The following is a 14387-nucleotide window of genomic DNA, read 5'->3' as shown; positions in this document are numbered from 1 at the left end:
CATGGTGACAATCTCTAGCCCGGACTGATCTTACCCTGCCATCCCCGGACAGCTTTTGTATCTTAAGTTAACGATGCCCGCTGTCGCCGGTATTCCCCAGGGGAGTAATATCCCAGCGCACTGTGCGGGGTTCATTGTAATGCGTGAACGCTGCTGCTGCAGGGTTTTGCAGGGCTGTTCTCACATTCGGTTTTGGCATGAACGCGATATAGTCTTCCTTCATCGTCTTCACGAACTGTTCGGCCATGCCATTACTCTGCGGGCTGCTCACCGCTGTTGTGCAGGGCTCCAGATTCAGCTCTCAGGCGAACCTCCGCGTTTCATGCGCGGTATACGCGGAACCGTTGTCCGCCAGCCACTGCACCGCTGTGTCCGGCAACTTATCGCCGAAGCGCTTTTCTACCGACCTCAGCATTACATCCTGCACGGTCGAACTGTCGTAGCCACCGGTACTCGCCGCCCAGTCTATGGCTTCTCTGTCGCAACAGTCCAGCGCGAACGTTACCCGCAGTTTCTCGCCATTGTCGCAGCCGAACTCGAAGCCGTCAGAGCACCAGCGCTGATCGCTCTGCGCCACCGCCACCTTACCGTTGTGTTCCCGACCCGGCACCGGGCGCGGCGGCCTGTCATGCAGCAACAACAGGCTGTTTTCGCTCATCACCCGATAAACCCGTTTAGCATTCACCGGCGCAAGCCCCTCATCGCGGGCCTGACGCCGCAGCACCGCCCAGACCCGGCGGTAGCCATAACACGGCATATCGGCGATAACCACCAGTATGCGCCATAGCAGCGCCGCATCCGCTTCTTCATCGCGCTGGTTACACCGCCCATCCTGCCAGTCGGCGGAACGATTAACCCGAAGTGATAATTGCGCACGCGACACGCCCATGGTGCGGCTGACCTGTGCTATTCCTTGTCCTTTGGCAACAAGGGCGCATGCGCTATCCATTTTCGGGATACACCGTACTCCACGGCTTCTTTCATGATCTCAACTTCCATCGTCTTCCTGCCCAGAAGGCGCTGAAGCTCCCGGACCTGCTTCAGAGCAGCAGTAAGCTCTGAAGCTGGAACGACTTCCTCTCCGGCCGCAACGGGGGTAAGGCTGCCTTCCTGGTATTGCTTCTTCCACTTGAACAGCAAACTGGGCTGAATACCGTGCAGGCGTGTGACGTGGGAGACATTCATGCCCGGCTCCATCGTCTGCTGGATAATGGCGATCTTCTCCTGAGGAGTTTACGTTTACGGACTTCTTGCCCTAACAGGATTCTGGTCATCTCAAAATTGGCGTTAGTGTTAGACATATATTCAAGCCTATCTCTTATCTGGGGATACAGCTACAGTCTGGGGTTTCAGGGGGCGACATCACTCGGGTGAATAAATCCCAAGGGTAGAACGAGCTCTTTTTGATGCTATATCAATACCAGTTCCTGGACGTTCTTGCTCCCATGAAAAGAACTGATTTGTTGCCGTTTTTTTATTTTTTGAAAAGTTCCAGTAATTTATAAAGCAATTTACGGCCCATTCTATTTGATTAGTCGATGCTAAAACTAATCCAAGGTTATTCCATGATGAACCTCTACGTGGAGCTAGTTTAAGTGATGATGTCAGATTCATTTGTGCTGCAGTATAATCGCCGATCATGTAATATGCATATCCAAGGTTCCCTAATACTTCAGCATCTGACGGGTATATTTTTTTTGCTGTTTCAAGATTAGCTATAGCAGAAATGAACTGATTTGACCTAATTTGTATAATAGCCTTTTGATTTAGCGCTCTTGATTCTGAACGATCTTTTTTAGTGATTATTACCCGTGGTGCTGAGATTCCAGAGTTTCTATACGATGTATCAACCTGCTTAGTATTTGAGTATGTCGTTGATATGTTCTTTTTGTCTATTGTTGTTAGATAATATACGTCATTAGGGGGCGTCGTTAACATTTTGTATTTAATGTTTTCTGGGAAGTTCATTGCGGTGTATACAGTGTCCATATCAAGTGATAATGATCTTGCTTGGTCATTATCAATTTCATTAATGCTTATACGATGAACACCAATTATACTTTCGGGAAAAGCATGGCGTCGTATTCCCGCGCCAAATAAAAGAACGCAAGCACTAACACACTCCCATCTATTTGGCACTACCGTTGTTAAATTATTACTTGATATAATCAATGACATCTTTAAGGCGTCGGCAACATTACCACCAAGACTATTTAACCAAATCTGACTGAGTGGCATGTTATCTTGCTTAAATGAGTCGATTTGTTTTGCGAAAATGTATGCATCTCCTGAAGAAATACTTCCATTTACGGTAAGTAGAAACGTTCCATCCTCCATTGCTCCTGCTTGGAAGTTTAAATTTCCATATGCAGACCCTAAAGTCTGAGTAAATATTGCAGCCGCGATTATCCATTTTTTTATTTTTCTTAAGGATTTTTTTTCCATTTTACTCCTCCTAAAAATACCTCTCATCCAGTAAACCTGAGTGCGACTAATAGCTAGGACCACGAATCTTCTCTATGCCATGCCCCTAATATTATCACTAAATAATGATTTTAGGAATGCGCAAATCATTTAAAAGGAAGGTTCAGTCTAATACAATAGACTAATATTGATACATTTTTCCGATCAGTGCTTCTCACTGAGTATTTCGCTCTATTCGGTTACGGATTGGCATTGAAGTTCTATCAGAGTTTCTCATCCATTCTATCAACTGGGAACTTAACTTTTCATTCTACTTTTTAACCTGTTTTTTCGCCGCTTTCCACTACTGGCGGTTTTTTCTCGTAAATTTACCCTGCAGAACCACTCTTTGCGCGTTATGCACCAGTCTGTCCAAGATTGTGTCTGCCGTTGCTGGGCAAGATCAGTAATGGCAGACTCATCAAGCCAGACCGTCAGCGAACCGCGCTGCCTGAGCACTTTGTTGTAGGCAGACCAGTTGGTGATTTTAAACTTTTGCTTTGCCATGGGGACCTGATGCTGAAACGTCTGTAACGATCAGATCCGCCCATCTCCTGAAAGTTCGATTTATTCAACAAAGCCGACGATACAGTCAAGGTAAACAATGGGATCCTCCATCTCGAGAATGAATTATCTGTTGTTATCTACCATATTTCTCAACCTGAAACTTTGCCAGTGACTATGCCATTGGGCTTTATAACAACTAACAAAAAGTCGGTTAAGATTATTGGAGCGCTGATTACTGAATATCTGAAAAGTAGCTCTGGTTTTGATAAGCCACATGACTGTGGATTTCTTTCTTCGATAGTTGAAAAATGCTGATAGAATGGTCAGTTACCCTTTTAGTTTTCTTGACCACCTCCATAGGAGGTGGTTATTAATTGCCACTATTAAACCGTTACCTAAGTTGATATTTCTATATTTTGTACCAGTTAACACTCATGTGAACTGGTACAGTACATATCAGATACATCACTCTGACTCATCGGGGATACCATGCATCATATTGCTGTCACCCAGATGTTGTTCCCAGACATCATCGCATTTTATCGTACTGATTTCTTTTCCCTGTTTTAAAACAGTTATTTCCCCATCAGTATTTTTTCCATCATCGATATAGGAAACAGAGTAAGTATACTCGTTTTCTGGTATGTTCAATGTATGTATCGACACACCCTCAGCCCTACTGTAATTCCAGGCCTGACTTAACTGGCTCACATTTTTCACCAAAGTGATTTCAGGAATAACCCCACCATCTCCGTTAATATCCGACTTACCGAATAAATAAGCGACCTCATTATTATTTCTTAACACAGCCACCTCTTTAGTGGTTTTACCTTTTATGACACATCCGAACAGAACATCTGAATCTCCATAAGGTGATGCCATTACTGAACAGGAGATAGTAATTACTCCCAGAGCAGTCACATATTTAATTCCATTTAAAAACCTCATACAAATCCCCTCTAAAAATAAATAATAAATAAAAAGCACTTACCCCAAAGGTAAGTACTTTGCCTCAAAAATGCCTATTCAATATATACAACAATCTTACCATCTGATTGTTCTGTCACGGTAATATCTTTAGTTGTACCATCACTAAGTTGAGCAAATCCATAGTGCTGTTTCCCTTCACTTTCAGTTAACGTTACGTTCTCACATTGCTGTGAGTATTGACGTAACTGTTTATGATAGATATCCGTTACCACCTCGCATGCTGTACGTTCCAGCATCGCTTTGCTACCATTGAACGCAAAGTTCCCGATGCCATATACAACCCAGATCCCAAGCCAGACCAGCAACAGCATTTTCCCCTGACCAACGGCTTTACAACGTTTAGCAATATAAACTGGCGAAAAAAGAATCCACCATTTTGAAAAACTTGCCTTACCATGTTTATCCAGTAGCTTCCAGTCCATATAGAACAAAATAACCAGGGCAATCATAACGAACAGATTAACCGTATAGTTGACAGCTAAACTAAACAAACATGCGGATAAAACGCCGACAACAAACAATCCCGTTGCAATCCAGATATATTTTTCATGTAAAGACGAGCTGTCTATATTTAATAATTTACGGATATTCTCAGCGCTTACAAAATCAGACTTTTTTCTATCGCCAACAATAAAAGAAATCAATTTATTATTATACAGTACCCTGGCTTCATCGTTTAACAAAATGGACTTCATTTCACGGATTAATTTTAAATCTGCATCATCACGCTCACTTACTTTTTGTATCGCATGGTTTAATTCATCAAAGCTGACATTCATATCCAGCTCAAGATATTCATAATAGTTTATCATGATAATTCCTTATCTTTACATAATAGCCAAAATATTACAGAGAACGTTAAACTGATATACTTCAAGAGTGTTGAACAGGAAGTGAGTATAGCGGTAGATATAAAAGAATTATTAAAATACGTAATCACTTCCCTTATAAACATAACAAAACAACAATCCCTATACAAACAAGCAACATGAATAAAACACCAATGCCTAGATAGGCTTTAAAAAGCCTCTTAATTCTTTCTGGCTTCATTTTGACCTCACGACTACAGCAAAAAGAATCGCACCAAATATGGGGTCTATAAGCATACTGATAACAAACCATATGAAGAACGAACGGCCACTGGCCTGAGCCAATTTACCAATAACTATCGATGCTCCGATCCACAAAAGTAAAAGAATAAATGCCATCGTTGGCTCCTTGAAAAATAGCAATAAATGATTGAAGTGGTGGTTTAATGCCGTCACTTTGTCCGATAAACATGTTGAATGGATGGGCAGACTTATACCTGCCGCATTGAAACATCCTTGCTATAGGCGCATGGTGCATCTCCTAATTGTCACCCGATGAGAATCCTGGCCTGATTCTAATCAAATCCTTTCTAAGATAGGGAGGTTACGAGTGCAGGTAAAATTGTTATTACCGATCGAATTTCAATAATTGATCTGCGTAATCTATCGATATAAACGATCAATTTTATATATTTGATAGCTTGCAACTATCATTATAATGATATCGATCGTTTTTGTAGATCGGTTTATGCGGGGCATGTGGTGTATTAAAATTGATGAGGCAAGTAGTGGGTATTTTTTATTCATTAAAAACATAAGGATATGACATTTCTCATAACCTTCTAGTCAAAGGTATGACCACAATCGCCACACTCATATCTGTCAAACACGAGTCCATCAAGGGCTGAGCCGGTAACTGCTCCTGCAGTTGCACCAGCCACAAATCTCCCAAACACAGCACCAATAACGGCCCCGGCCGCAGTCCCCAGAACTGGCACAACAGAGCCGATTGCAGCCCCTGTACCTGCGCCGCTAAGTGCTCCAGCCACACCTCCAGCGATACTTCCTGCCTTCCTCCCAATGTTACGTTCGCTGACGCGCTCAGAACCACATATAGGACATGTTGTAGTCATTGATAAAATCTCCTGATTTTCGGTTGTTAAAAAACAAAAAGGCACCCGAACGTTAATGGACAGATGCCTTTACTATTTGATTACAGCTTTACTTACGAAGCTTTCAGTGAGTCTAGATAATCCGCATACCACTGCATCATCTCTCTCCTGCCATCCAGATACTGCGCATGGTTGTAAGTGCCGCGAATGCTGTTCTTATCCACATGGGCAAGCTGTAGCTCAATCCATGCTGAATTAAAGCCCTGCTCATGCAAAATGGTACTCATCGTGTGGCGGAAACCATGCCCGGTAGCCCTGCCACCGTAACCGACACGACGAATTAGCACGTTAAGAGACATATCGCTGATTGGCTTAACCTTCTCAAGCCTACCGGGAAAAACGTATTGATAACCACTCGTCATCGTTTTCAGTTCTTCCAGAATAGCCAGCGCCTGTCGGGATAGCGGAACGAGGTGTGGTCGTCGCATTTTCATTCGCTCTTCAGGAATGCTCCAGAGGTTATTTTCAAAGTCGAACTCTGACCATTCCGCTTTACGTAGCTCACCGGGACGAGTCCCCGTCAGTATCAGAAGCCTCATAGCCAGCTTAACGAGTATATTTCCCGTGTACGCCTGCAACACGGTAAAGAAGTCTGATAACTCCGAAACTTCCAGGTGCGCATAATGTTCTTTCTTATGGGGCATCATCACGCTGGCAAGATCTGGCGCAGGGTTAGATAGAGCACGCCCTGTTGCGATTGCATATTTCCATACCTCACCACAGCGCTGACGTACTTTGCGCATTTTCTCCGTTGCACCTCGTTTCTCAAGGCGGGTCAAAACTGCCATCAGCTCCATAGGCGTAATCGAATCTATTGGACGATGACCGATATGAGGAAAGACATCCTTCTCAAAAGTAGCGATCATTTCAGTGCGGTACGACTCGGCCCAAAGATCGTAACGCCGCTGATACCACTCACGGGCAATCGCCTCAAAGGTATTCCCCAGCCTGTCCTGCTGAGCCAGTTTCTTCTCTTTACGCGAATCACTGGGATTGATACCCGTAGCCAGCAGATCATGAGCCTCATCTCGCCGTCTACGCGCTTCGGATAAGGAAACCTTCGGGTATGTCCCTAAAGAAAGCATTTTAGCTTTACCTTCGAAGCGGTAACGGAATCGCCATCCCTTTGAACCGTTGGGCTCAATTTGTAGAGACAGACCGTTGCCATCGGCTTTGGTATACGTTTTTTCCGCAGGCTTCGCGCGGCGGATCTCAAGGTCAGTAAGAGGCATATGTATAGTTTTCTCCTCTGAAATTTCGCTATGTGTATAGTTCCAGAGTGTATAGGAGAGCCTATACACATTTCTATGCAACACAGGCTATTGATTTGGGGTAAGCCAAGTAGAGTTCAGTTGACAAGAAAATGCCAAAAAAACCAGTTAAATCATGAGGTAGTTTAATTTAGTGGAGTTCTGGAGAGTTGAAAATGGAGCGGGCGAAGGGAATCGAACCCTCGTATAGAGCTTGGGAAGCTCTCGTTCTACCATTGAACTACGCCCGCATTGGAGTGCGTAAGGGATTATAAACCTTACGCTCTTCTTGGCAAGGGACTAACTGACTGACTGGCGATTAATTCACCGTCAGCATTTTGGCTTACTGCCCTTTGGTGGCAAATAACGCAGCGGATCGATAGCCGTCGCCCGATAGCGGATCTGGAAATGCAGCCGCACCGTGGTCGCATCCGAGCTGCCCATCGTCGCGATCTTCTGCCCGGCTTTCACGTTTTGACCGTTGTTCACCAACATGGTGTCATTATGCGCATACGCAGTGATGTAGTCCTCACTGTGCTTAATCATAATGAGATTACCGTAACCCCGTAGCTGATTACCGACATAAACCACCTTCCCGGCTCCGGCGGCATAAATCGGCGTACCGCGCGCAGCTGAGATATCAATGCCTTTATTGCCGCCGTCCGCGGTTGAATAAGGCAGAATCACTTTACCGCTGGCAGGCCACTGCCAGCAGCGCTGTCCTACCGGTGGCCAGGAGGACTGCGGTACGGACGAAGATGGTCTGACCGCCGCCGTTTTGGTTGAGGATTTCGTCGTTGTTTTGCCAGAGCCTGAACTGGTTTTCGCGCCGCCGCTGACCTTCAGCTTTTGCCCCACTTCAATGGTATAGGGCGGCGAAATATTATTCAGGCGTGCAAGCTCTTTTACGCTGGTCCCGGTGGCGCGCGAAATACGGTATAGCGTATCTCCCCGCTTCACGGTATACACGGAGCCGGAATAACTTCCTGTATCAGACGACTTGCTCCCGGAACAGCCTGCTAACAGCAGACCGACACACAGCAGCATCGCGATACTCAGGCCATTTTTCTTCAGGCGTCCTGCACTCAAAACAATACCTCGCAACATTTTCAGACGCTTTATCATAGCAGCCAGAAACCGGATGCCAAATCATATCGCGCAACGAAGCGTCGACTCTGGCATTTCACACCCTCTGTTAATCATTCTGACTTAATAAAGCATATAATGTGAATGCTTAAGATTGATGGTGGACGCTATGCGACAGGAACATGTCATTTTATTGAATGAGCAGGGCCAGCCCTGTGGAACACTGGAAAAGTATGCGGCGCATACCGCCACAACCCCCCTGCACTCTGCTTTCTCATGCTGGATATTTAACGAGCAGGGTCAACTGCTGGTCACCCGCCGTTCGCTGCACAAAAAAGCCTGGCCAGGCGTCTGGACCAACTCTGTCTGCGGTCACCCGCAGTTGGGTGAAAGCACCGAAGCCGCTATTATCCGCCGGGCTTGCTTCGAGCTGGGTGCAGACATCGACTCGCTCAGCCCCGTGTATGCTGATTTTCGTTATTGCGCCACGGATCCGAGTGGAATAGTGGAAAACGAAGTATGCCCGGTTTATGCCGCACATATCGTCAGTGAGCTACAGCTAAACCCAGATGAAGTGATGGATTCCCAGTGGAGCAATCTTGAGGATGTATTGAGCGGGATTGACGCGACGCCGTGGGCTTTTAGCCCGTGGATGGTAATGCAGGTTTCTGACGTTAAGGCGCGAGAGTTACTGCGCAAGTTTGCCAACGGGAATTGATTGCCTGACGGGGCTACGCCCATCAAGCCTACATAACGCATCGTAGGCCTGATAAGGCATCAGCCGCCATCCGGCATTTCACATCTTACTTAACCGGGCGCATTGCCGGGAACAGGATTACGTCGCGGATAGTATGGCTGTTTGTGAACAGCATAACCATACGGTCGATACCAATGCCCAGGCCCGCAGTCGGCGGCAGACCGTGTTCCAGAGCGGTAACATAGTCTTCGTCGTAGAACATCGCTTCGTCGTCACCTGCATCTTTGGCGTTAACCTGATCCTGGAAACGCTGCGCCTGATCTTCTGCATCGTTCAGCTCGCTGAAGCCGTTACCGATTTCACGTCCGCCAATGAAGAATTCGAAGCGATCGGTGATTTCCGGATTTTCATCATTACGACGCGCCAGCGGAGAAACTTCTGCCGGGTACTCGGTAATGAAGGTCGGTTGAATCAGGTGCGCTTCTGCAACTTCTTCAAAGATTTCGGTCACGATACGACCCAGACCCCAGCTCTTCTCAACTTTGATGCCGATAGATTCCGCAATCGCTTTTGCAGAATCGAAGTTATCCAGATCGGCCATGTTGGTTTCCGGACGGTATTTCTGAATCGCTTCGCGCATCGTCAGTTTTTCGAACGGCTTACCAAAGTCAAAGACTTCTTCGCCGTAAGGCACTTCAGTCGTTCCCAGAACGTTCTGCGCCAGCGTACGGAACAGCGATTCGGTCAGTTCGATCAGATCTTTGTAGTCCGCATAAGCCATGTAGAGTTCCATCATGGTGAACTCTGGATTATGGCGAACAGAGATGCCTTCGTTACGGAAGTTACGGTTAATTTCGAATACGCGTTCGAAACCGCCAACCACCAGGCGCTTGAGGTACAGTTCCGGCGCGATACGCAGGTACATGTCCAGATCCAGCGCGTTATGATGGGTGATAAACGGACGCGCTGCCGCCCCGCCAGGGATCACCTGCATCATCGGGGTTTCTACTTCCATAAAGCCACGACCAACCATGAACTGACGGATACCAGCCATAATCTGTGAACGCACTTTAAAGGTATTACGGGATTCATCGTTAGAGATGAGGTCCAGGTAGCGTTGACGATAGCGCGCTTCCTGATCCTGCAGACCGTGGAATTTATCCGGCAATGGACGCAACGCTTTCGTCAGCAGACGCAGCTCGGTGCAGTGGATAGACAGCTCACCGGTCTTGGTCTTGAACAACTTACCTTTCGCGCCGAGGATATCGCCCAGATCCCATTTTTTGAACTGCTCGTTGTAGACGCCTTCCGGCAGATCGTCGCGAGCAACGTACAACTGAATGCGGCCGCCAACATCCTGCAGCGTAACGAATGATGCTTTACCCATAATACGGCGGGTCATCATACGGCCAGCAACGGATACCTCAATGTTCAGCGCTTCCAGCTCTTCGTTTTCTTTCGCGTCGAAGTCAGCATGCAGTTGGTCTGAGGTATGATCGCGACGGAAATCGTTCGGGAAGGGGATCCCCTGCTCGCGCAGGCTCGCCAGCTTCTCACGGCGCGTTTTCAGTTCATTGTTAAGGTCGGCTACCGCGTCAGCGCCCTGTACGTGTTGTTCAGACATGTTGGTTCCTCATAACCCTGCTTTCAAACTTGCTTCGATAAATTGATCCAGGCTGCCATCCAGCACCGCCTGCGTGTTGCGGGTTTCAACCCCGGTACGCAGATCTTTGATGCGGGAGTCATCAAGGACATAAGAACGAATCTGGCTACCCCAGCCGATATCTGATTTAGTATCTTCCATCGCCTGTTTCTCGGCATTCTTCTTCTGCATTTCCAGTTCATAAAGCTTCGCTTTCATCTGCTTCATGGCCTGGTCTTTGTTCTTGTGCTGGGAACGGTCGTTCTGACACTGCGTCACAATCCCGGTCGGGATGTGGGTGATACGCACCGCAGATTCGGTACGGTTAACGTGCTGACCGCCCGCACCAGAAGCGCGGTAAACGTCAATACGCAGGTCCGCCGGGTTGATATCGATATCAATATCATCGTCAACTTCCGGGTAGACAAACGCAGAGCTGAACGACGTATGGCGACGACCGCCGGAGTCGAATGGGCTTTTACGCACCAGGCGATGTACACCGGTTTCGGTACGCAACCAACCGTAAGCATATTCGCCAGCAATTCTGATGGTCACGGATTTAATACCCGCCACTTCACCTTCAGATTCTTCAATAATTTCAGTCTTAAAGCCGCGCGCTTCAGCCCAACGCAGGTACATACGCATCAGCATGCTTGCCCAGTCCTGTGCTTCCGTACCGCCTGAGCCAGCCTGAATATCGAGATAGCAATCTGCGCTATCATATTCACCGGAGAACATACGACGGAATTCCAGCTGGGCCAGCTTATCTTCCAGCGTATCAAGTTCTGCTACGGCTTCGTTAAAGGTTTCTTCGTCGTCGGCTTCTACAGCCAGTTCCAGCAGGCCGGAGACATCTTCCAGGCCCTGGCTCATCTGATCAAGCGTATCAACGATGGCCTCAAGGGAGGAACGCTCTTTACCCAGCGCCTGCGCGCGTTCGGGTTCGTTCCATACGTCCGGCTGTTCCAGCTCGGCGTTTACTTCTTCCAGACGCTCTTTCTTGGCATCATAGTCAAAGATACCCCCTAAGAACGTTAGAGCGCTCCGTGAGGTCCTGAATGCGGTTATTTACCGGATTAATTTCAAACATTGTCTGATTTCTTTTATTGGACTAGTCAAAATGCGGTTATAAGAGCGGGATTGTAACTAATCCACACCCTTTTTTATAGCGAATATACACATCATCCTTCAAGCTGCCTCTTTGTTGGCTGCGCGATTTCGCCCCAGTCACGTACTACTCATACGCTCATGGAGACTCATCCACTTGCCGCCTCAATGCAGCTTGAATGATTTTGTGTAAAGTGACGCTAAAGTGGCCAGATATTATCGATTATAATCTGCAGGCTGCGGTTGCCGCGAAACTCATTAATATCCAGTTTGTAGGCAAGCTGAACTTCGCGAACACCGTTATCCGGCCAGCAGGTGGTATCAACGTTAAACGCAATACCGTCCAGCAACGGTCCACCACCGACGGGCTCCACCATCACCTTCAGATGACGCTCACCGACCAGACGCTGCTGGAGCAGACGGAAATGCCCGTCAAACAGCGGTTCCGGGAACATTTGTCCCCACGGTCCGGCATCACGCAGCATTTGCGCGACCTCCATGGTCATCTCCGCCGCGCTCAGAGCACCGTCTGACACCACTTCGCCCTGCAGTAAGGCGGGGTCCAGCCACTCGGTTACCAGTTCGCCGAAACGCTGCTGGAAACGCTCAAACTGCGCCTCTTCCAGCGACAAACCCGCCGCCATAGCGTGACCGCCAAACTTGAGGATCATACCTGGATGAAGAGTGTCCAGCCGCTCCAGCGCATCGCGCATGTGCAGCCCCTGAATCGAGCGCCCGGAGCCTTTCAGCGTACCGTCACCGGCCGGGGCAAACGCAATTACCGGACGGTGAAAGCGCTCTTTAATACGCGATGCCAGAATCCCCACCACTCCTTGATGCCACTCGGGATGGTACATCGCCAGACCGCCCGGTAGCGTATCGCTACTGCGCTCCAGCTTTTCACACAGAGTCAGCGCTTCCGCCTGCATACCCTGCTCGATCTCTTTGCGCGTCTGGTTGAGTGCGTCCAGCTCATTGGCCAGCACGCGTGCTTCACCAATGTTGTCGCACAGCAACAGCGCCACGCCAACGGACATATCGTCCAGACGCCCCGCTGCATTCAGCCGTGGTCCGAGGGCAAAACCTAAATCACTGGCAGCCAATTTGAGTGGGTCGCGATTGGAAATCTCCAGCAGCGCTTTTATACCAGGGCGGCACTTTCCGGCACGAATACGGCTTAAGCCTTGCCACGTCAGAATGCGGTTATTGGCATCCAGCGGGACCACGTCGGCCACCGTGCCAAGCGCAACCAGATCGAGCAAATCCGCCAGGTTCGGCGGCGCAATTCCTCGTTCATCAAACCAGCCTTTGTCACGCAGGAAGGTGCGCAGCGCCAGCATCAGATAGAAGGCCACGCCAACGCCAGCCAGCGATTTAGACGGGAATTCACAATCGTGCAGGTTAGGATTGATGATCGCTTCAGCGCCCGGCAGCGTGTCCCCTGGCAGATGGTGATCGGTCACAACGACCGGGATCCCCAGCGTTCTGGCATGTTCAACACCCGCGTGGGACGAGATGCCGTTGTCGACGGTGACAATCAGTTGAGCGCCACGGGCATGGGCCTGATCAACGACTTCCGGGCTTAAGCCATAACCATCTTCAAAACGATTAGGCACCAGGTAGTCCACGTTACTGCAGCCCAACGCGCGCATCGCCAGAATGCTGAGCGCGGTGCTGGTCGCGCCATCGGCGTCAAAATCGCCGACCACGATGATTCGGGTTCCTTCGCGAAAAGCGTTATAGAGGATTTCAACCGCTTTTTCGACACCGTTCAAATGCTGCCACGGCAGCATGCCTTTCACACTACGCTCAAGCTCCTGCGCGCTGCGCACGCCACGGCTGGCGTATAAACGGCGCAGCAATGGCGGCAAGTCGGCAGGTAGCTCGGCGGTCTCGTCGGCTTCACGCCGACGAAGTTGTATCTGTTGTTTCACGCGAATTATTTACCGCTGGTTTGTTTTGCATGTGCGTCGAGGAATTCTTTCATCTCTTTCGGGCCCTGATAGCCAGGCACTACATAGCCATTGCTCAGCACAATCGCCGGCGTACCGCTGACGCCGAACTGTACGCCCAGCGCGTAGTGGTTAGCGATGTCCACATTACAGGTCGCTGGCTTCACATCTTTGCCAGCCATGGCGTCGTCAAAGGCTTTGTTTTTGTCCTTCGCACACCAGATAGATTTCATATCCTGCTCGGCCTGGCTTTCCAGTCCCTGACGAGGGAAGGCCAGATAGCGTACGGTAATCCCTAACGCATTGTAGTCTTTCATCTCTTCATGCAGCTTGTGGCAGTAGCCACAGGTGATGTCGGTGAAAACGGTAATGACGTGTTTTTCCTGCGGCGCTTTGTAGACGATCATCTCGTTTTCCAGCGCGTTCAAATGCTTCATCAGCAGTTGGTTGGTGACGTTTACCGGGCTTGCACCGCTCACGTCATACATCGGTCCCTGAATAATATGTTTACCGTCTTCGGTAACGTACAACACGCCGCTATTGGTCAGTACAGTTTTCATGCCCGCAACCGGAGCAGACTGAATCTCGGTACTCTTAACACCCAGCTTCGCTAATGACTGGCGAATCGCCGCATCGTCTGCATGTACCATGCCGGAAAACGCCGTCGCCAGCAGGGTGAACATCATAAAACGTTTTTTCATAACCTATCCTT

11 protein-coding genes, 1 tRNA gene and 3 pseudogenes are annotated in these 14387 nt (G+C 48.6%); 1 reads left to right on the top strand and 14 read right to left on the bottom strand.

The window, feature by feature from the left end:
• Window positions 1-62 precede the first annotated feature (62 nt).
• From HV237_RS04610 to actS, 10 genes and pseudogenes are all read right to left on the bottom strand, one after another.
• Window positions 63-1274, bottom strand: a pseudogene (locus HV237_RS04610) (IS3 family transposase).
• Between the two features lie 88 nt (window positions 1275-1362).
• Window positions 1363-2445: a hypothetical protein gene (locus HV237_RS04605; RefSeq protein WP_181541734.1), complete on the bottom strand. Its 1083-nt coding sequence runs from the start codon at window positions 2443-2445 to the stop codon at window positions 1363-1365.
• 296 nt (window positions 2446-2741) lie between these two features.
• Window positions 2742-2860: pseudogene (locus HV237_RS26110) on the bottom strand (AAA family ATPase); the annotation flags it as partial.
• Between the two features lie 11 nt (window positions 2861-2871).
• A pseudogene (locus HV237_RS04600) lies at window positions 2872-2970 on the bottom strand (IS5/IS1182 family transposase); the annotation flags it as partial.
• A gap of 465 nt (window positions 2971-3435) precedes the next feature.
• Window positions 3436-3918, bottom strand: a complete 483-nt coding sequence (locus HV237_RS04595) for a hypothetical protein (RefSeq protein ID WP_047683739.1) — start codon at window positions 3916-3918, stop codon at window positions 3436-3438.
• Between the two features lie 74 nt (window positions 3919-3992).
• Entirely contained in the window at window positions 3993-4772 is a 780-nt protein-coding gene (locus HV237_RS04590) for a hypothetical protein (protein ID WP_080490680.1), read from the bottom strand.
• 234 nt (window positions 4773-5006) lie between these two features.
• Entirely contained in the window at window positions 5007-5168 is a 162-nt protein-coding gene (locus tag HV237_RS04585) for a hypothetical protein (RefSeq protein WP_040216727.1), read from the bottom strand.
• Between the two features lie 826 nt (window positions 5169-5994).
• A complete protein-coding gene (locus HV237_RS04580; RefSeq protein WP_049239070.1) occupies window positions 5995-7173 on the bottom strand; it encodes an integrase arm-type DNA-binding domain-containing protein in 1179 nt (392 codons plus the stop codon).
• 195 nt (window positions 7174-7368) lie between these two features.
• A tRNA-Gly gene (locus HV237_RS04575) sits at window positions 7369-7442 on the bottom strand.
• Between the two features lie 79 nt (window positions 7443-7521).
• Window positions 7522-8280: an amidase activator ActS gene (actS, locus tag HV237_RS04570; protein ID WP_046274955.1), complete on the bottom strand. Its 759-nt coding sequence runs from the start codon at window positions 8278-8280 to the stop codon at window positions 7522-7524.
• Window positions 8281-8446: 166 nt separating this feature from the next.
• On the opposite strand from actS, the gene idi reads away from it, so the two are divergent.
• Window positions 8447-8995, top strand: coding sequence for an isopentenyl-diphosphate Delta-isomerase (gene idi / locus HV237_RS04565; protein ID WP_047357819.1), 549 nt, complete (start codon window positions 8447-8449; stop codon window positions 8993-8995).
• An 85-nt stretch (window positions 8996-9080) separates the two neighbouring features.
• Here the strand turns inward: idi and lysS are convergent, their stop codons facing one another.
• From lysS to dsbC, 4 genes are all read right to left on the bottom strand, one after another.
• A complete protein-coding gene (gene lysS, locus HV237_RS04560; protein WP_005123357.1) occupies window positions 9081-10598 on the bottom strand; it encodes a lysine--tRNA ligase in 1518 nt (505 codons plus the stop codon).
• Window positions 10599-10607: 9 nt separating this feature from the next.
• Window positions 10608-11706 (bottom strand): peptide chain release factor 2 gene (gene prfB, locus HV237_RS04555; RefSeq protein ID WP_100250065.1). Its coding sequence is split into 2 segments (ribosomal slippage): window positions 10608-11630 and window positions 11632-11706, totalling 1098 coding nucleotides; the frame shifts between segments, so codons are not numbered across the junction.
• A 217-nt stretch (window positions 11707-11923) separates the two neighbouring features.
• Complete coding sequence (gene recJ, locus HV237_RS04550) at window positions 11924-13657, bottom strand: single-stranded-DNA-specific exonuclease RecJ (RefSeq protein WP_016157413.1); 1734 nt, start codon at window positions 13655-13657, stop codon at window positions 11924-11926.
• Window positions 13658-13662: 5 nt separating this feature from the next.
• Window positions 13663-14376, bottom strand: a complete 714-nt coding sequence (gene dsbC, locus HV237_RS04545) for a bifunctional protein-disulfide isomerase/oxidoreductase DsbC (RefSeq protein WP_047357820.1) — start codon at window positions 14374-14376, stop codon at window positions 13663-13665.
• Between the last annotated feature and the right edge of the window lie 11 nt (window positions 14377-14387).

This window comes from Citrobacter sp. RHBSTW-00570, assembly GCF_013739755.1.
GTDB classification, from domain to species: domain Bacteria; phylum Pseudomonadota; class Gammaproteobacteria; order Enterobacterales; family Enterobacteriaceae; genus Citrobacter; species Citrobacter braakii.
Note: the sequence above shows the minus strand (reverse complement) of the source record. Positions and strands in the feature narration are given on the sequence as shown.